Genomic DNA, 17487 nt, shown 5'->3' with positions numbered 1-17487 from the left:
GTCACCAAACACTATGGAGAGCCACCGCGAGGTGGCCCAGCAATTCATGGCGCGAGGGAATCGTGGGGTGGCGCGCGCCCGGGCGGACGCAGATAGACATTGATGTCGCGGAACGCGACAAGGCAGGGACGCGGGGCAGCGTCGCGAGACAACCGCCCCAACGCCAGCAACAGGGCAGCGGCGACCAATGCCAGCGTGAAGGCCGCCATGCTGGCCAACGGACAATCCGAGGCAGCAGAACTATGGGTGATCTGCGCCTGCGAACCGCTTTCGCGAGCGGCACGCGTTATCCAGTCGCTATCGGCACTCACCCAACGCCCGGTGCCGACGCTCTCGAAGACGGCATGGTCGTTAACCATCACCACTCGCGGGGCCGCCAGCGGCATGACCAGCATGGCGGCCAACGCGATCAGCATCACGAAGACGACATGCCCATTGGCCGCGGTCAGTCGCGACAGGGCGCGATGATAGGAGACGGATTCACGCCTGGCGTGGCGAGTCGAGGGACAAGTCACTGTCATGCGCCCCCCGTGACCGGCACGTTCGCGTTTGCGCTCGTGTTGACGGTCGCAACACTGTCAGAGGACGGCGCTGCGGCCACGGACTGGAGCAGGAACGTCAGGCGATCAGCAAGCTGCGCAGGCGTCTGACTGAGCGGCAGGGTGTCACGCAGCCGGCCCTGCTCGTCGATCACGAAGATCGCCACGCTGTGGTCGATCATGTAATCGGCCTCGCCCGCCGACGCCTGCGCTTGCGCGTGTTCAGGGGGATGACTCTGCTCGGGTTCTCGCCGCTGAAACTGGATACCGAGGCGCTGGGTGAATTCCTCCAGACGCGTGTCGTCCTGTGACGGGAGGCGAAGGCCGGTCACCGGCAGGCTGAAGGCAGACAGATAACGTGACAGCACGGGCAGGGTGTCGCGCGCCGGATCCAGCGTCAGAAACATCGGATGCAGATGCGCGCGTGAAGTCTCGTCAAGGCGTTGCCAGGCCATCTGCAGCCGGGCAAGCGACAACGGACAGATGTCCGGGCAATGCGTAAAGCCGGGAATCAGCACGCTCAGGTGACCCGCTTCCCCCCGAGACAGGGTGTCCGCGTGCAGCAGTCCCCGCGTGGAAGGCAGCTCGAGCGTCGTCGGCCACGCATCACGCGGTTGATGCGAGGCAGAAAGCCCCGTGATCAACGCGATAGCGACGAGGGCAAAAGCACTGAGTCCCATCAGGATCAGCTTGCGCGGCGACATGAACACTCCAGCGTGGCGTGCAGAGAAGGTAAAGGCAGCAGGGTCGATGACAGGGATGCTAACCATTCACACCCGTGAAACCACTAATGCGACAAGTTGCCACAGCGATTGCCCCGGGCCTTCGCGAGCGCGACAAGCCCCCAGATAGCGTAAAGCCATCACCACCATCATCAGATTCAAAGTGCGTCTCACCCGGACGGGCACGACACTGTCTCCATGCTCACGCAATTGAGCCAGTCCCCCAACCCCTTCTTCCCCTCACGCCATGAGGCTTCGCCATGATTCAGCGCCTTTCCCTGCACCCAGCCATCCTTGAAGTGCGCGACCTCGATGCCGCTTGCCGTTTCTTCACCGAAACACTCGCCCTGCCCATCCTGTTGCGCAACGCCACCAGCGCGACCCTGGAGCTGAACCATCGCCGAGACAAGCAGACCAGCGTATTGCTGTTGCAGCGCAGTGCCGAGCAACCCGACAGCCGCCAGCTGACGCTTGAGATCGAGCGAACGGATTTTGCCCGCTTCCGCGAACAATGGCAGGCCCAGGGAGCGCATCTGATCGAGAGTCACGGCAGCAGCGCCCCCGGCTGTGCCTGGCAGGTGCTCGATTGCGTGCTCCCCGATGGGCATCGCCTACGCGTGGTCAGCATCAACCCCGAGCGCTGCGCCCCGACGATCAGCCGAGGCATGGGCATGGCACCCTGAGATTCCAGCACACCAGATGGCTCGAGAGTCTCCGCTGGGCCGGCGCAAGACACAAGCGCCGGCCCCGCTATCAAGTGCGCCATCATGGCGAGAAATGACGTACCGGTGAGGCGTACAAGAAGATGGCTTGAATGCCCATCACGGCTGAGGCGTCAGTAGTTGACCAGCAAGTCATCGATGACCGGGTTCATCTTGGTTTCGACCCCGGCAAACTTGGAGAACGTCAGACCACCCTTTGCGACAAGATGATATTGCGCATAGGCGATTTCATCGCCATATGGATCATTGAGCCAGAGTTCTGCGTGTGACAGATAGGTCGTGAAATCCCATGAGCGCAAAGCGGTATACGTCAATATCACTTCACAATGGCCAGGGGCCGGAGCGTCATAGACTCGCGTATTCAAGCCATTGCGACTGAAGCCCCGTTTGATCACACTCAGGAAGCCGGGCACGATCACGGCCTCATTGCGCTCGATGCACACGGTATCCAGATAGGACATGCGCTCCAGAGGCTGAACCTGCACCGAGGTACAGCCGGCCATCACGAAGGTGATGGAAGCTGCCAATAACGCCTTCGTCATCCCTGTCATTCTTGACTCCCTGTCATTGAACAAGAGGCTTTATCGCGAGATATGCCATGGAAGGCATGCTTGTCCGCAGGGTATTAGTGAAAACAAATAAATGCGAGGAATCTGCCCGTGATCAGGCGTAATTCCCCCATGCAAGCGCGAGTCTCCTACAGAGACACCGACAAATGATGACAGGCGTGGCAAACATGAGTCCCCTTTATCACGCCGAGCCAATAATGCCCCACTGACAGCGTGCGCGGATGTCCGCATTGCCGCACTCTTGCCCGACGCAGCATTAAGTATTGCTCAGCGACAGAATCGCCAGCCCCGCGTGCCGAGGTGGAAGTGATCACGATGGGCGGCGTTGTAATCCGGCCCCAGCACGGTACCGAAACTCTCACAGGCGGCGTCCTGCACGGCACGCAGGAAGCGGCCCGGGGCATCTTCATCCTCGGGCGCCGTCCAGTCGCGCGGCAGGCGAACCTGACGGCCGTCCGCCAGCGTGAAGCCTGTGACATCCAGCGCATCCGCAGTGGCATGTTCACTGCGGCGTGCGTTCTCTCGTCCGTAGATGTTGCGACAGGCGTAGCTGCCAACATGGAACACTTGCGTCACCTCGCTCCCCATGACCTTTTGCGCCGCTGACCTGAGCCCATGACGCTCGAAGCGCAGCCAGCTCACCGCCAGCGGGCAGCTGGCAATGAAGGACTGATTGAAGCGAACACCCTGCTCACCACTCGCGCCTGACGCCGAATGCATGCGTACGCTATTGATGAGGTCACAGCCGTTGTTGCTGGGGCGGTCCGGCAGGAAGGTCACCCGTTGCGGGGCTTCCCGCGCGAGAAATGCGCGACAGGCGGCCGGGTTCTCGTTCAAGCGTGAGAGCTTCCAGCCGGTCACCATGCCGGGCGGGTCCTCCAATTGCAGTGGCGCCCACGGGAGATAGTGAGCGGGTATCCAGCGCTCCAGCACGATGATATCGCGCTGGACCGCAACGCCCAGGCCGATGAGCACCAGGCATATCAATGTGAGCCCCATGCCTTTGCGGCGCTGCTTGTGCTGCAAACCGTTCATGTCCGCCTCCTGTACACGTTGCAGGCCCTCACCTGCCCCGGGCTTCGCCTGCATTGGACTTCACCTGCCCTGGGCTTCACCTGCCCCAGGGTGACTGACCACCGTGAATGGCATGACGTATCGACCGCCTCATATATGCCATATCAGAAACAGTGAAATGAAGGGGCGAGGCGCTGTCAGAGACGCGGTTGTCCACTATGCTGGACGCCATTCAGCAGACCAGCCACATGCCTATAGGGGCCACGCCCCAGCTGCTCTCTGCACGCCAATCCGCTATCAGGAGCGCACATGACGACAGCCCCTACCTCACGCCTGGGCACGATCCCGCTCTCGGTGCTGGACCTTGCCCCCATCCGCGATACCGGCAGTGTTGCTGAAACCTTCCACAATAGCGTCAGTCTCGCCCAGCATGTCGAAGCGCTGGGCTTTCATCGCCTGTGGCTGGCCGAGCATCACAACATCGATGGCATCGCCAGTGCCGCCACCTCGGTGCTGATCGGCCATGTGGCGGGCAAGACCTCCCGCCTGCGGGTCGGCTCGGGCGGCATCATGCTACCCAACCATCCCCCACTGGTGGTGGCGGAGCAGTTCGGCACCCTGGCCACGCTCTACCCGGACAGGATCGATCTCGGGCTTGGCCGCGCGCCGGGCTCCGATGGCATCACCATGCAGGCGATGCGCCGCGACCCTTCCGCCGGCGTGAATGACTTCCCCCAGCGGCTGGCCGAACTCGAGCAGTATCTGGGCGAGGCTTCACCTGGTCAGCGCATCAAGGCCATGCCGGGACAAGGCACTCATGTCCCCCTGTGGCTATTGGGTTCCAGCGACTACAGCGCACGCCTGGCAGCGAAAAAAGGTCTGCCCTTCGCCTTCGCCGGTCAGTTCGCCCCCGGCTACATGCTGGAGGCCATCAAGCTCTATCGCGAGAACTTCACGCCCTCCGAGGTGCTGGATGCGCCCTATGTGATGCTCGGCCTGCCCCTGATCGCCGCCGACAACGATGAACGCGCCCGTTTCCTGGCCAGCACCCAGCAACAGAAATTCCTCAATCTGATCCGTGGCAAGAGCACGCGCGCCCTGCCCCCACGCGAGACACTGGACTGGTCAGCACGCGAGGAAGCCATGGTCGGCCAGAATCTGGCCGCTGCCATCATCGGCGGGCCAGAGCGCATTCGCAGCGAACTCGAGCATCTGCTGGAGGTGACGCAGGCCGACGAATTGATGTTCAACTCGGATTTCTATGAGCATGCCGACCGCCTGAAGAGCTACGAGATACTCGCCGAGGTCGCCGGCCGCCGGACGCCGGCCGCCAGTCAATGACGTGAGCCCCTTCACGCTGACTGGCTTGCCAAGACAAGACGCCGCTCACATCCCCTGTGAGCGGCGTCTGTCGTTCTGAGCCTGCTGTGAAGACACGCACTGACGTCATGAGCTGAAGGCGATGAACTTAAAACGATGAGCTTAAGGCGATAAGTTCATGCCACGACTCGTCTCAATGATGGTCGCGCGGGTTCACGCGACGATTCTTGACGTCCGGCGCACGGCGGATGCGATCTTCCTCCGCCAGGCTGTCAGCCTCGAAGATATCCGCACCGACCGGTGTCTCACCATGACGGCGATACAGCTGACTGAGCATCTGGCGACGATCAGCCCGCAGCTCCTTCACCAGTACCACGATCATGCCGTAGATGATGAAGGTGAACGGCAAGGCCGAGAGTACCGAGGCTGACTGCAAGCCCTTGAGACCGCCCGTCGAGATCAGCGTCAAGCAGATGGCCGCGATCAGCACGCCCCAGGCGATACGCTTGTAGAGCGGCGGATTGATCGAGCCGCCGTCGGTCATCTGCGCCACGATGTAGGACGCCGAATCGGCGGAGGTCACCAGGAAGATGAAGATCAGCATGATCGCGACCACCGACAGCACGCTGCTGAAGGGCATCAGGTCGAACATCTCGAACAAGGCAGACGTGATGTTGGCATCCGTCGCGGCCGCCAGACCGACATCACTGGCCAGCTCCATGTTGATCGCCGCGCCACCGAAGACACCGATCCACAGGCACGCCAGCAGCGGCGGCACGATCAGCACGCCCACCACATACTCCTTGATGGTGCGGCCACGCGAGACACGCGCGACGAAGGTCCCGACGAACGGCGACCAGGCGATGACCCATGCCCAATAGAAGACGGTCCAGGAGCTGTTCCAGTCATTACCGTCATAGGGCGACATGCGCAGGCTCATGCCGATGAAGTTCTGCAGATAATCGCCGATGCCCAGGGTGATCGTCTTGAGAATGTCCAGCGTCGGGCCAGTGAACAGCACATACAGCATCAGCGCGATGCAGATGCTCATGTTGAGGTTGGACAGGCGCTTGATGCCCTTGTCGAGCCCGGACCAGGTCGAGGCCATGTAGGCACAGAACATCACGCCCATGATGATGAACTGCCATTGCCAGCCTTCTTCCACGCCGAAGACGAAGTGCAGCCCCCCATTCATCTGCAACACGCCCAGGCCCAGCGATGTCGCGACCCCCATCACGGTCGCCACCACCGCAAAGACATCCAGAATCGGGCCGTAGCGGCGCGCCTTGGGATGCTTGGCCGTCACGGAAGACAGCACCGAGGACACCAGCCCCGCCTGTCCCTTGCGGAACTGGAAATAGGCAATGATCAGGCCGACCACCGAGAAGGCAGCCCACTGATGGACGCCCCAGTTGAAGAAGGCATATTGAATGGCATAGCGCGCAGACTCTGGCGTCTCGCCCGGCATATCGGCGAACGGCGGCTTCAGATAGTGCTGCATGGGTTCCGCCATCCCATAGAACACCAGTCCGACGCCGAACCCTGCTGCCAACAGCATGCTGACCCAGGAAAAGAAGGTATAGGAAGGCCGGCTATCCTGCGGGCCGAGCCGGATCTTGCCGTACTTGCTCAACGCGAGACTGATGAGAAAGATCACGAAACCAAACACGGATATCAGATAGAACCAGCCGAACATGCTGGTCACGGCGCCGAGCGCCTGATCTGCCAATTCACCGAAACGGGTGGGGAATCCTGCCCCCAATGCGACCAGCCCCAGAATGATGATGACCGACGCGCTGAATACGCGCTTTCCTCCAGATGTCATAAATCGCTACTCCCTGTGAGCTGTGACAGCGGTGAGGTGGATCGCGCACCAGCGAGAAACGAGTAGCGTATCGCCAACGAATATTCGCAGTGCCTTCTAGACATGAACCTGATTCCCCATAACTTCAAGGGCAGACGACGTCAGCAGCACAGGAAAATTTGTCACTGTCTGTACATGTAAGCGTTTGCCCCAGCCGGGCCACAGCCTCCGCGTGGAAGGAGAAAGCCGGTTTTGAAAGGACAGTGCAGGCCTTGGAGAGACAGCGCAGGCCTTGGAAGGACAGTGACGAAGGAGCAGAGAGACCGGAAGTCCCGGGCAAGCTGGCCAGTCACGATGGCGAGATCGCCAGATAACCTCTACATTACTTGTACGATAGTTATAAAACGCGATTCACCGCCGACATGACATCCCACTGAGGGTATTCCCGATGCCTGCACATACCACTGCAACACACCCGCCACGCACCGCTGTGACCCCCACCCACGCGTCGCCTGCTACCCCACTGCAACAGAGCCCCCTAGCCGATCAGACGACCGCCCATCAGGACGAGACCAGCATGACACTCGAGTCGCTGGCACGCGCACTGCAGCACGGCATGGTGCCGGTGGTCGAGGTCATGTCACTGGATGGCATCTACAAGGTGAGAATCCATCATTGCCACGGCATCTCGGACCTGACGCGCAATGATCACAGCGCACTATGGTTCAAGGGTACCGGTGAGATACGCGACTTGATGGGCGCACGCGGCATCAGCCACGGCGTGCTGACCTGGGCAGATCAATGGGGAGATGAAATGATCGGGGTCGAATCGCGCAGCCTCAATCAGGAAGAACTGCTCGCCTGGGGTACGCGTATCTGTTTCAAGTGATACCCGAGAGATAGTCCCCCACGGGGATGTCCGCCCAGACACACAAAAGCCGCCCCTGCCGAGGGCGGCTTTTGTGTGTTGTTGTGCCATATCCAAGGTCATCTATCCGGCCAGCTCTCAGCAGAATACAGCTGGCTCAAGCTCTGTCGAGAACGCGAAGAGTTTGAAAGAGCCTCACTGGCTGACGGCTTCTTCATTGGCCACGAAACCGGCATCAGCGCACAGGCGGCTGAATTCATCCCAGTGCTTCATGACCTGCCAGGCGCCCGTGGTCCGCAGTACCTCGGCGTGACCCGGCGGAATGTGGCTGGCGCCCAGATGGCCGACGACCTTGAGGCCCGCGGCCACGGCTGCCTGCATTCCCGTACGGCTGTCTTCCACCACCAGACATTCCTCGGCGGAGCGTCCCAGCGTCTTGAGGGCGAGCAGATAGAGGTCCGGCGCCGGCTTGGGATTCATGACCTCATCGGAGGTGAAGATCGGCAGCTGCTCGTCGCCATTGGCCGCGGCAATCTCATCGAGAATGCCACGCAGCCCCGAGCTCTCGAGATTGATCTTCATGCGCTGCTCAGAGCTGTTGGACACGATCGCCAACGGCAGACGCTGATCGCGAATCCACTCCAGCGTCTCCCGCACCCCGGGCATGGCCTTGAGCGAGTCGGCCAGGCGGGCATCGACGAGATGACGTACCTGGTCGAGCGCATCCACGGGCAGCGTGTGCTGACTGCGGGCTTCCAGGTCCAGCAGGATATCGCGCGTCATCATGCCCAGACAGCGGTCCAGCTCATGCTCGATCTGCTCTGCACTCCCCAGGTCTGGCAGCCAGATGGGAAGTTTTTCCTTGAGCACGCCATCAGCGATGATCTCGCTATCCACCAATACACCGTCACAATCAAAGATAAGTTGCTTCATGCGAGCTCCAATTCGAGAAAAGATGGCCGAAACACGTGATGAACAAGACGCCTTGTCGCGCAAGGCATTGAGCGGCCACAAGAAGTGATATCCCTCATTGATGAGGGCAGAAAACTGAAAAGCAATCCCGACATTTTGCAGCAGACCTAGGCGAGGATTTTTCGAGGCAAGGCTGTCGGTAGGTGACTTGACGCGCTCAAGGGTAATGCACTGCAATGGCAACGTCATGACAGGAATTCTTGCCTTATCAAGACACCCATGCAGGAGGAAGTATGCGACATCGCCATTCCCGCAAATGTTCACATCCCTCACACTCGTCCGGCTTCGGCACGGGCCTTCTGGCCGGCGCCGCCGCGGCGACCGCCTTCTTTCTGGGCCGACGCCTCAACAGTGCTCGCAAGGTCAGTAGCGGCCATCCGCTGAAGCATCAGGTACTCGATGCGGCCTCGCAGGTCATGCAGCGCAAGTATCCGATGGAAGCGATGAGTACCTATCTCAACGGCTTCCACCATTACGCCGATGACATGGGGCGACAGGTGGAGGCCAGCCACTTCTGCATCCACCTGGAACATGATCTGCACCAATGCGTAATCTTCGATTCCAATCGCAGTGATGCCCGCTTGATCGGGATCGAATACATCATCAGCGCCGAGCGCTACGAGCAGTTGCCCGAGGAAGAGAAGCCGCTCTGGCACAGCCATCACTATGAAGTGAAGTCCGGCATCCTGGTGGCCCCGGGAATTCCGGAACTGGCGGAGCGCAGCTACTTCGAGGACCTCGTCACCACCTACGGCAAGACCTTCCACACCTGGCAGATCGACCGCGACGACTTCCCCTACGGTATCCCGCAGCTGATGATGGCCTTCACCCGTGACGGTCAGATCGATGAGGAGCTGATGAAGCGCCGTGATGAGCGCCTGGGCATCAGCACCGAGGAGCGCCGCCGGAAGCGCGCCGAGATTCCGCTGCCCGATGTCAGCCCCAAGGCCAACGGTGGCCCGACCCCGCCCGACAACGAGTCCCACCAGCCGCCGCATGAGAGCCTGAACGACAGCCGCTGAGGCCAGCGGCGAATCAGCGACACAAGCCACGACACGCACCAACGACATGCAGCTACGACATGCATCTACGACAAGGCGCTTGGCAATCAATTGCCAGGCGCCTTGTCGTTTCAGCTATCGCGTCAGGAAGCCGCAATGGGCATCCCGCAGGGCTCAGCTCTGATTGTCGTGGCGCGGCTTGTCTTCACGTGATGTCGAGGCCATCTTCTCGAGCTCCTCCTCACTCATGGAGTCATACATCGAGCGAGCGGCCCCATCCAGTTCGCTGACCTTCTGCTCGCCACGACGTGCTGACAGTGCTGCCCCGGCTGCCATCTGCTGTGCCTTGGACTTGGCTGGCATGATTGTCCTCCCTCTGGGCGAATATCGTGAACCATGGTCGGCTGCCATGAGCTCGACCATGTCGCTTGCTGTCACTCTCCATAGGCCATGCGGCCCTCCTTCGCCCTTTTCAAGCCTCGCGATGCCTTGAGTTTCCCCTCTCTGACCCAAGGCCATGCAGGAGAGACAGATGACTGTCCTCAACAATAATATCGCCATCCAGCAGCAGGAGAGCCGCCATGCGTGACGTCGAATTTCCTCAACATCTTTCGCCCTATACTGCCAAGGATGACCTGACGGCGCTGGACGCCGAGCAACTGGCACGCGGGTATCAACGCGGTGAGTTCGACCCGCTACAGGTGACCCGAGCGGTGCTCGATCGTATCGAGCGACTCAACCCGCTCGTCAATGCCTATGTGCATGTCGCGCATGACACGGCGCTGAAGGAGGCGCGTGAATCCACGCAGCGATGGCAGGCCGGCAAGCCATTGGGTCCGCTCGATGGCATTCCGACCTCACTGAAAGGCCTGACGGATGTTGCCGGCATGCCAGCGAGAGCAGGCTCCCTGATCACACCGGCTACGCCATGCCAGCAGGATGCGCCTCCGGTCAGGCGCTTGCGTGAGGCAGGCGCGATTCTACTGGGCAAGACCAACACCCCCGAGTTCGGCTGGAAGGCCGTCACCGACAACCTCGTGCATGGCACCACCAGCAATGCCTGGAATACCGAACTGACACCCGGTGGCTCTTCCGGTGGCGCGGCTACCGCCGCCGCCCTCAATCTGGGCGTGCTGCATCAGGGCGGTGATTCCGGTGGGTCGATCCGTATCCCTGCCGCCTTCAGTGGCATCTTCGGCTTCAAGCCCACCTTCGGCTGGACACCGCAGTGGCCACCCTCCAAGGCTGCCTTCCTGTCCAGTATCGGGCCCATGACCCGCAGCCCCCGTGACGCCGCCGCCATGCTCAATGTCATCGGCCGTCACGATGCCCAGGACCCTTACGCCAATCGCGGCCAACCCGAGGATTGGGGCGCGGATATCGGCAAGTCGCTGGCAGGACTGCGTATCGCCTACTCGCCATGTTTCGGGTCTGTCGAGGTCGACCCCGAGATCGCAAGCCTGGTGGAGCGCGCCGCACAGCGTCTGGCGAACCTTGGCGCGGACATCGTGGCGGTCGATCCCCCGGTCGAGACAAGCCTCGAGACGTTTCGCAAGATCTGGTTCACCGCCTCGCTGGGGCTCTGGGATGACTGCGATGCCGAGCAGCGTGAACAGCTCGACCCCGGGCTGGTCGAGAATGCCATGTGTGCACGCGAATGGTCGTCGCTGGATCTGTTCAAGGCACTCGAGGAGCGCTACCGGATCACCCAGGCGCTGGAACAATTCAACCAGGATTTCCACCTGTTGCTGACACCCAGCGTCGCCGTCACCCCCTTCGCCCTGAATCATCAGGTACCCCCGGATAGCCAGATGCATGACTGGGAGGAATGGGCGCCGTTCTCGTATCCCTTCAACCTGAGCGGCCAACCTGCGGCGTCAGTGCCCTGTGGCTTCACGTCTCAGGGGCTGCCCGTCGGCTTTCAGCTGGCAGGCGGCAAGCACGATGATGTGCGACTGCTGCGGGCAGCCGCTGCCTATATGGATGCCTACCCTACCGCGCATCCCGCCGAGCCCTACCGCCCGAGGTGAAATCGCGGCCGCACTGTCTGACCGGCGGCCTGCACATACGACAACGCCCGCCACTGCCCCTTCATCAGGGCGGTGGCGGGCGTTGGCTGTGATGCCTGTCATCCAGGCAACAGGCTATTTCCAGGAACTATTTTCAAGGACTATTTCAAAAAGCGATCAAAGGGGCTATTTCAATACGCCTTGCAAAAGGCGATTCATATGAACGCAGCCCCGTGAGCCGGCCCCGTTACTTGAGCGAATCCTGATTGCCGATGCGCGCCATCATCTCGGTGAACATCTGGATGTCGAGCATCAGGTTATCGACCCGCTTGAACTCCTCGGAGGTATGCCCGGTATAGGTCTCGCCCGGCATGGACGGGCCGAAGTTGATCGCATTGGGCAACAGCTTAGCGGTAGTGCTGCCCGCGGAGGAGCGCGGCTCGGCCTTCATGCCGGTGGTATCCCCGAAGATATTGAGCAGCGTCTGCAGCCAGGCACCGCTGGGATCACGCAGCATCCAGTCGCGAATCTCGACGTTCAGCGTCATGTCCATGCCCTGCTCGCTGGCATAGGCGCTCAGCTTGTCCTGAATCGTCTGGCTCAATTCCTCAGGTGATTTCTCACCGGCGGGCGCACGCACATTGACCGCGACCCGCAGCGCATCGTCCTCCCTGGCGAAGAAGGTCGGCGTCACCTTGAGCGGCCCCATGAAATCATGGGAATACGCGATGCCCAGCTGCTTGCCGTGATAGTCCAGTCCGTAGTTGTCGTTCAGGTAATGGATGGCATCTTCATAAGCATTGTCATGGAAATCGATGCCGGAGGTGGCGAGCAGGCCCGCCAGCCGTGTGACAGGATTGACGCCGTTGGCCGGCGCCGAGGAGTGGGCCGACTTGCCGGTCACCGTCACGCTGACCTCTTCGCCTTCCACCTCACTGGCGACGCTGAAGTCCTGGCCATGCTCCTTAACGTAGCGGCTGCCGAGCGTCTCAAGCTTGTGGCTGAGCGCCTTGGCGCCCGCTGCGTCAGCCGCGTGCAGCGTGGCAGTGGAGCGCTCCGGAATCTGGTTGGTCGCCAGGCCACCCTGGAAGTTGGTGATCGTCGGCAGAGCGTCGACTGCCTGATCAGATGACGCCTCGCCCGCCTTGGGCGTCAAGGGGAAATGCGCATCGATGGTGCCGAAACCATTCTCGGCCGTGATCGCCGGATAACCGCTATCGAGCACGATGTTGTATTCCGGCAGGTCATTTCTGGCCTTGTAGTACTTGAAGCCATCACCGCCGGTCTCTTCCGTGGTCTCGATCATCAGGCGAATGGTGCGCTTGAGCGGCACCTCATTCTCCTTGAGCGACTTCATGGCATACAGCGCCGCGGCGATAGAGGCCTTGTCATCTTCGGTGCCGCGCCCGTAGAGCTTGCCGTCGATCTCGGTCATCGCGAACGGGTCAAGATGGGTGCCGTCGTCGAGTGTCCAGCCCTCCTCGCCTGCCGGCACCACATCGCCGTGGGTCAGAATGCCGAACACGTCATCGCCAGTTCCCTCGAGCTCAACCTCGAAGACGCGGTTGTCGACGTTACGGAACGTCAGGCCGAACGCCTCGGCGCGCGCCTTGATCAACTCACCGAAGCGCGCGATTTCCGGGTTCTCGAATTGCGGCTTCTCCCCCACCTTGGCGGTCGGGATCGCGACCATTTCCTTGAGCAGCGCCTGGACATCATCGCCGTACTGCAGACGGTTGTAGACCCCCAGCAGACGATAGATGTTGACGAAGGCGTCACCTTCCAGCGTCTCACCAGCCTGATACTGCTCGATGGCGGCCCTGACGGCCGTGTCCTGGGAATTGCGTTCGGCTACCTGGGTCAAAAAGCCATTGAAGTCCGGCGCCAGCTCCTGCCGGCCCTGTTCGATCAAGCTGACCAGCTGGGCACGCTTGAGCGTATGTTCACCCTGCGGTGCGCGCTTGCCCGTGTCATCGGCCGCCATCGGCTCGTCTGCGCTGGCAGGCAGTGCGCTGCCGAGCCCGAGTGCCAGACCCAGCGCGAGGGCCGTCTGACGAGAGGTGGCGTGAGTGGCTGTGCGGGTACTCATGGGCATGTACATCCTTGTGTTAGGCAAGACGCCACGTCGTCAATGGCCGCAGAGACAAGCGATGAGGAGAAGACCCTCACCGACGCCCGGCGGCAGCTGACCACGCGACATCAAGACGGTTTCATCGGCCTTGCCGTGAAACATGAATGTCTTATACACAACCATCTTATGTACTAGGCCACGCCACGCCAACCCTGGCGAGAGATGCCTGCCACTCTGCGCTCCATTGTGGCCTTGGCCCCCTCACTCCAGACGAGCGACTCAGTTCCAGCGCTTGAGCAGAATCTCGATGAACAGCTCCGCAATCGGCGAAAGGGATTCACCGCGCCGCCGCAGCAGGCCAATGGTGCGATCGATGCGCGGTTCGGGCAGTTCACGCTGACACAGCACCTCGTGTTCCGGCCCCGGCATGGCCATCGACGGCAGGATGGCGACGCCCAGCCCGCTCTCGACCAGACCCAATGACGTCGAAAGGTGCTGCACTTCGTAGAAGCCATCCAGATGCAGGCCGGCGGACAGCAGAGTGTTGTCGAGCAGAATGCGATTGCCGCTGTCACGCGAGACCGTGATCAGGCGCACATCGTCCAGGTCACTCCATTCCACGCGCTGTTTCTGTGCAAGAGGATGGTCACGCCGCAGGGCCAGCACGAAGGGATCACGATAGATGGAGGTGAAATCCACCGCCGGATGGTGGGCACTGACCATATTGATACCAAAGTCTGCCTCCCCCGAAACCACCCTTTCGACCCCTTCATTGGCACTGACATCCAGGATGCGAATCCGGATACCGGGATAGGCGGTATTGAATTCGCGCACCACGCTGGGCAGGAAGTAGAAGGCTGCCGTGGGCAGGCAGGCGATGGTCAGCACCCCCTTGCGGTGGGTGGCAAGCTCGCGGACGCCGACCAGAGACGACTCATAATCTTCGAGCAACTTGCGGGCTTTGGGCAGGAAATCACGCCCAACTGGCGTCAATCGACTTCTTCGCGTGGTGCGCTCGAGCACCTTGGCGCCCAGAATCTCCTCCAGTTTCTGGATGCGGCGCGACAACGCCGGCTGCGAAATATGCAGCCGTTCTGCCGCCTCATTGAAGGAATGATTCTCGGCGACCTCGACGAACGCCGACAGATCCAGAAACTCCAATCTATGCATGCAACTACCTTATTGTTTCAGTTTTCGGATTAATGCGCACAATGATGACAGTATAGGTTTTATTTGCATTTGATGCATAGATCATCGGCTGTGATGCTTCACGAAGGCGCAAACAGACAGGAGCGCGTTCCAACATGATGCATTCACTTCCTTGCATGATCCTACGTGGCGGTACCTCTCGGGGTCCCTTCCTGCGTCTGGATCACCTCCCCGCCGATGACGAAGGCCGTCGCGAAGTTCTGCGTCAGGTCATGGGCTCCGGCCACGTACTGCAGATCGATGGCCTGGGCGGCGGCAATTCGTTGACCAGCAAGGTCGCCCTCGTCGGGCCGCCCAGTCATCCTGAAGCTGATGTCGATTACCTGTTCGCTCAGGTCGACGTAGAAGGCGACAAGGTCGACTTCTCGCCCAACTGCGGCAACATGCTGGCCGCCGTCGGCCCCTACGCCATCGAGACCGGCATGATTGCGCCGCAGGGCGACCTGACGCGTCTGCGGATTCACAACCTCAACACCCGCACGCTGATCGATAGCCAGGTGCCGACGCCCGGCGGCGCGGTGGCCTACCAGGGTGACACGCGCATCAGTGGTGTACCCGGCGCCGGCAGCGCCATCAAGCTGGGCTTCCTCGGCGCGGTGGGCGCCAAGACCGGCAAGATGCTGCCCAGCGGCCAGGTCATCGACGTGATTGATGGCGTCGAGGTGACCTGTCTCGACTCCGCCACGCCGGTGGTGCTGATCGAAGCGGCAAGTCTGGGCTGGGCAGGCAACGAAGCGCCGGCCGAGATGGATGCCAACCGCGAGGCGATGGCACGTCTCGAGCAGATTCGCCTCAAGGCGGGGGAATTGATGGGCATGGGCGACGTCAGCGGCTCGGTGCTGCCCAAGCCGGTGATTCTCTCCGCCCCGCGCACCCAGGACGGTTCTCTGTGCGCCCGCTACTTCGTGCCGCATCGCTGCCATGGCGCCCTGGCCGTCACGGGTGCCATCACGCTGGCCGTTGCGACCAGCATCCCGGGCACCCTGGCCAATCGTGTGGCACTCGCGGCCGGCACTCTGGCACCGGATAGCCTGGCGGCAAACGTTCATCTGGAACATCCCGCCGGATTTCTGGATGTCGAGGTCGAGCATGCCAATGCCGACCCGATGACCCCCAGCCGAGTGTCTCTGCTGCGCACGGCACGCAAGATCATGAGTGGCGAGGTGTTCTTGAACCTCCCCGACTCGGTGGAGATGCCTGGGCGTGCATGACACGCCAGACGACCGCGCTGGCAAGCGCCAGAGGCGAAGAGTTCGTCGACAGGCAACGAGCTGGTACTGCAGTATATTGATTTACAATGAATTTTCGCTAAACGAAATAGCCTTACTGCGCCGCCATGCAGATAGCGCATCACTGATCGACAACGCATTCCAACAATAATCAGGAGTCAGACCATGTCCATCATCGTGTCTACCCCCAAGCGCCAGACCCTCAAGCGTCATGCCCGTACCACCGCATTGGCCTTCATGCTGCCCGTCATGGGCCTGATGCCACTGTCCTCAGCCGTTCACGCCGCGGCGGAAGTCCCCGACACCCTGACCTGGACCGTCCCGTTCGGTGTCGGGGGCGGCACGGACGTCTGGGCACGCTTCATGTCCAACTGGGTGACCAAGGACCTGCCGGGCAACCCGGCTGTCGTCATCGACAACGTCCCGGGCGGTGGTTCCATCACCGGCGTCAACCTGTTCAGCAAGCGTGCAGGCGATGACGGCGACGAGATGGTCGTCACCTCGGCCTCTACCCAGTATCCGGCCATGCTGCGCGACCGTCGCGTGCGCTATGACTATGCCGACTGGGAGCCGATCTTCGCCGCACCGACAGGGGGTATCGTCTACGCCTCAAGCTCGCTGGGCAAGGACAGCGCCAGTGCGCTCGAGGCCCTCGCCTCCCAAGAAGTGAAGTTCGCCGGTCAGAACCCGACCGGGCTCGAGATGCCGGTGCTGATGGCCTTCGATCTGCTCGATTTCCAGGTCGACCCGGTCTTCGGCATGAAGAGCCGTGGTGAAGGCCGTCTGGCCTTCGAGCGTGGCGAAGTCGCCCTCGACTTCCAGACCACCTCCGCCTACAAGAGCAACGTCACGCCGCTGGTCGACGCCGGCCAGGCCGTACCGCTGTTCAGCCTTGGCGTGATGGATGACGAAGGCCATATCGAGCGCGATCCGTCCTTCCCGGACCTGCCGACCTTCTCCGAGCTGTATCTGGCCCAGAAAGGCCATTCACGTGACGACGAGGCCTACCAGATCTTCCACAAGTTCTTCGCCTCCGGTTACGCCATGCAGAAAATGCTGCTGGTGCCGAAGGACGTGGACCCGGAACTGCTGGAGCTTTACCGCCAGGCCGCGCGTGATCTGGCCAAGGACCCCGAGTTCCTCAAGGAGGCCGCCGAGAAGGTCGGGCCCTATGGCCTGATGGTCGGCAAGGCCGCCGCGACCCAGCTTCAGGAAGCCATGCAGCTGAGCGAAGCCGAGCACGAATGGGTCAAGAACTGGCTGATGGAACGCCACAATATCCGCCTGCAATCTCGTTGAGGCGCGCAATCACACCCGTAACGGCCTGATCCCCGGGTGTGATGGGGACCCACTCACGGGGCTGCCGACCAGCAGCCCCGTGAGCCTTTCACTCCCTGCCTCACCATGCTCTCCCCGGCACCGCCTCTGAGTGTTAGAG

Annotated in this window: 16 protein-coding genes; 7 read left to right on the top strand and 9 right to left on the bottom strand. The window is 61.4% G+C overall.

What is annotated here, in order from left to right:
* Positions 1–44: 44 nt before the first annotated feature.
* Both QD208_RS06310 and QD208_RS06305 read right to left on the bottom strand, forming a co-directional pair.
* The gene (locus QD208_RS06310; protein ID WP_279836244.1) at positions 45–521 is read right to left on the bottom strand and encodes a hypothetical protein; all 477 of its coding nucleotides are present in this window, start codon (positions 519–521) and stop codon (positions 45–47) included.
* The gene (locus QD208_RS06305) at positions 518–1243 is read right to left on the bottom strand and encodes an SCO family protein (RefSeq protein ID WP_279836243.1); all 726 of its coding nucleotides are present in this window, start codon (positions 1241–1243) and stop codon (positions 518–520) included. Before QD208_RS06305 ends, QD208_RS06310 begins: the two co-directional genes overlap by 4 nt.
* Positions 1244–1521: 278 nt before the next feature.
* Between QD208_RS06305 and QD208_RS06300 the strand changes: the two genes are divergently transcribed.
* Complete coding sequence (locus QD208_RS06300) at positions 1522–1944, top strand: glyoxalase/bleomycin resistance/dioxygenase family protein (protein WP_043332174.1); 423 nt, start codon at positions 1522–1524, stop codon at positions 1942–1944.
* A gap of 152 nt (positions 1945–2096) precedes the next feature.
* Here QD208_RS06300 and QD208_RS06295 read toward each other — a convergent pair whose 3' ends face one another.
* On the bottom strand, positions 2097–2534 hold the full coding sequence (locus QD208_RS06295) for an Sbal_3080 family lipoprotein (protein WP_279836242.1): 438 nt from the start codon (positions 2532–2534) through the stop codon (positions 2097–2099).
* Between the two features lie 285 nt (positions 2535–2819).
* Positions 2820–3587: an extensin family protein gene (locus QD208_RS06290; protein ID WP_240548748.1), complete on the bottom strand. Its 768-nt coding sequence runs from the start codon at positions 3585–3587 to the stop codon at positions 2820–2822.
* A 288-nt stretch (positions 3588–3875) separates the two neighbouring features.
* On the opposite strand from QD208_RS06290, the gene QD208_RS06285 reads away from it, so the two are divergent.
* Positions 3876–4907: an LLM class flavin-dependent oxidoreductase gene (locus tag QD208_RS06285; RefSeq protein ID WP_043332177.1), complete on the top strand. Its 1032-nt coding sequence runs from the start codon at positions 3876–3878 to the stop codon at positions 4905–4907.
* 172 nt (positions 4908–5079) lie between these two features.
* Here the strand turns inward: QD208_RS06285 and QD208_RS06280 are convergent, their stop codons facing one another.
* Entirely contained in the window at positions 5080–6711 is a 1632-nt protein-coding gene (locus tag QD208_RS06280) for a BCCT family transporter (protein ID WP_043332179.1), read from the bottom strand.
* Between the two features lie 556 nt (positions 6712–7267).
* On the opposite strand from QD208_RS06280, the gene QD208_RS06275 reads away from it, so the two are divergent.
* On the top strand, positions 7268–7579 hold the full coding sequence (locus QD208_RS06275; RefSeq protein WP_043332181.1) for a hypothetical protein: 312 nt from the start codon (positions 7268–7270) through the stop codon (positions 7577–7579).
* A gap of 174 nt (positions 7580–7753) precedes the next feature.
* Here the strand turns inward: QD208_RS06275 and QD208_RS06270 are convergent, their stop codons facing one another.
* On the bottom strand, positions 7754–8491 hold the full coding sequence (locus QD208_RS06270; protein ID WP_279836240.1) for an HAD family phosphatase: 738 nt from the start codon (positions 8489–8491) through the stop codon (positions 7754–7756).
* Positions 8492–8763: 272 nt separating this feature from the next.
* On the opposite strand from QD208_RS06270, the gene QD208_RS06265 reads away from it, so the two are divergent.
* Positions 8764–9552, top strand: coding sequence for an OBAP family protein (locus tag QD208_RS06265; RefSeq protein WP_279836239.1), 789 nt, complete (start codon positions 8764–8766; stop codon positions 9550–9552).
* A 153-nt stretch (positions 9553–9705) separates the two neighbouring features.
* Here QD208_RS06265 and QD208_RS06260 read toward each other — a convergent pair whose 3' ends face one another.
* The gene (locus QD208_RS06260) at positions 9706–9894 is read right to left on the bottom strand and encodes a DUF3008 family protein (protein WP_043332182.1); all 189 of its coding nucleotides are present in this window, start codon (positions 9892–9894) and stop codon (positions 9706–9708) included.
* 218 nt (positions 9895–10112) lie between these two features.
* Here QD208_RS06260 and QD208_RS06255 point away from each other — a divergent pair, with 218 nt between their 5' ends.
* Positions 10113–11561, top strand: coding sequence for an amidase (locus tag QD208_RS06255; protein ID WP_279836238.1), 1449 nt, complete (start codon positions 10113–10115; stop codon positions 11559–11561).
* Between the two features lie 226 nt (positions 11562–11787).
* On the opposite strand, the gene QD208_RS06250 is transcribed toward QD208_RS06255, so the two are convergent.
* Positions 11788–13629: a dipeptidase gene (locus QD208_RS06250; RefSeq protein ID WP_240548746.1), complete on the bottom strand. Its 1842-nt coding sequence runs from the start codon at positions 13627–13629 to the stop codon at positions 11788–11790.
* Between the two features lie 261 nt (positions 13630–13890).
* The gene (locus tag QD208_RS06245) at positions 13891–14781 is read right to left on the bottom strand and encodes a LysR family transcriptional regulator (RefSeq protein WP_043332186.1); all 891 of its coding nucleotides are present in this window, start codon (positions 14779–14781) and stop codon (positions 13891–13893) included.
* A 134-nt stretch (positions 14782–14915) separates the two neighbouring features.
* Between QD208_RS06245 and QD208_RS06240 the strand changes: the two genes are divergently transcribed.
* Together QD208_RS06240 and QD208_RS06235 are read left to right on the top strand one after the other, a co-directional pair.
* Positions 14916–16031: a 4-oxalomesaconate tautomerase gene (locus QD208_RS06240; RefSeq protein WP_043332189.1), complete on the top strand. Its 1116-nt coding sequence runs from the start codon at positions 14916–14918 to the stop codon at positions 16029–16031.
* 183 nt (positions 16032–16214) lie between these two features.
* Positions 16215–17348 (top strand): tricarboxylate transporter, encoded by a 1134-nt coding sequence (locus QD208_RS06235; protein WP_240548745.1) that lies wholly within the window; start codon positions 16215–16217, stop codon positions 17346–17348.
* Positions 17349–17487: the final 139 nt, after the last annotated feature.

The sequence above is a fragment of the Cobetia sp. 29-18-1 genome (genome assembly GCF_029846405.1).
GTDB classification, from domain to species: Bacteria; Pseudomonadota; Gammaproteobacteria; order Pseudomonadales; family Halomonadaceae; genus Cobetia; species Cobetia amphilecti.
The sequence above is the reverse complement of the archived record's forward strand: the minus strand, read 5'-3'. Positions and strand labels throughout refer to the sequence as shown.

Coding starts and splice junctions, on each gene's coding strand:
- QD208_RS06240 (WP_043332189.1), top strand. CDS start 14,916: ATGATGCATTCACTTCCTTGCATGATCCTACGTGGCGGTACCTCTCGG.
- QD208_RS06245 (WP_043332186.1), bottom strand. CDS start 14,781: ATGCATAGATTGGAGTTTCTGGATCTGTCGGCGTTCGTCGAGGTCGCC.
- QD208_RS06295 (WP_279836242.1), bottom strand. CDS start 2,534: ATGACAGGGATGACGAAGGCGTTATTGGCAGCTTCCATCACCTTCGTG.
- QD208_RS06260 (WP_043332182.1), bottom strand. CDS start 9,894: ATGCCAGCCAAGTCCAAGGCACAGCAGATGGCAGCCGGGGCAGCACTG.
- QD208_RS06275 (WP_043332181.1), top strand. CDS start 7,268: ATGACACTCGAGTCGCTGGCACGCGCACTGCAGCACGGCATGGTGCCG.
- QD208_RS06255 (WP_279836238.1), top strand. CDS start 10,113: ATGCGTGACGTCGAATTTCCTCAACATCTTTCGCCCTATACTGCCAAG.
- QD208_RS06290 (WP_240548748.1), bottom strand. CDS start 3,587: ATGAACGGTTTGCAGCACAAGCAGCGCCGCAAAGGCATGGGGCTCACA.
- QD208_RS06305 (WP_279836243.1), bottom strand. CDS start 1,243: ATGTCGCCGCGCAAGCTGATCCTGATGGGACTCAGTGCTTTTGCCCTC.
- QD208_RS06300 (WP_043332174.1), top strand. CDS start 1,522: ATGATTCAGCGCCTTTCCCTGCACCCAGCCATCCTTGAAGTGCGCGAC.
- QD208_RS06250 (WP_240548746.1), bottom strand. CDS start 13,629: ATGAGTACCCGCACAGCCACTCACGCCACCTCTCGTCAGACGGCCCTC.
- QD208_RS06285 (WP_043332177.1), top strand. CDS start 3,876: ATGACGACAGCCCCTACCTCACGCCTGGGCACGATCCCGCTCTCGGTG.
- QD208_RS06265 (WP_279836239.1), top strand. CDS start 8,764: ATGCGACATCGCCATTCCCGCAAATGTTCACATCCCTCACACTCGTCC.
- QD208_RS06270 (WP_279836240.1), bottom strand. CDS start 8,491: ATGAAGCAACTTATCTTTGATTGTGACGGTGTATTGGTGGATAGCGAG.
- QD208_RS06235 (WP_240548745.1), top strand. CDS start 16,215: ATGTCCATCATCGTGTCTACCCCCAAGCGCCAGACCCTCAAGCGTCAT.
- QD208_RS06280 (WP_043332179.1), bottom strand. CDS start 6,711: ATGACATCTGGAGGAAAGCGCGTATTCAGCGCGTCGGTCATCATCATT.
- QD208_RS06310 (WP_279836244.1), bottom strand. CDS start 521: ATGACAGTGACTTGTCCCTCGACTCGCCACGCCAGGCGTGAATCCGTC.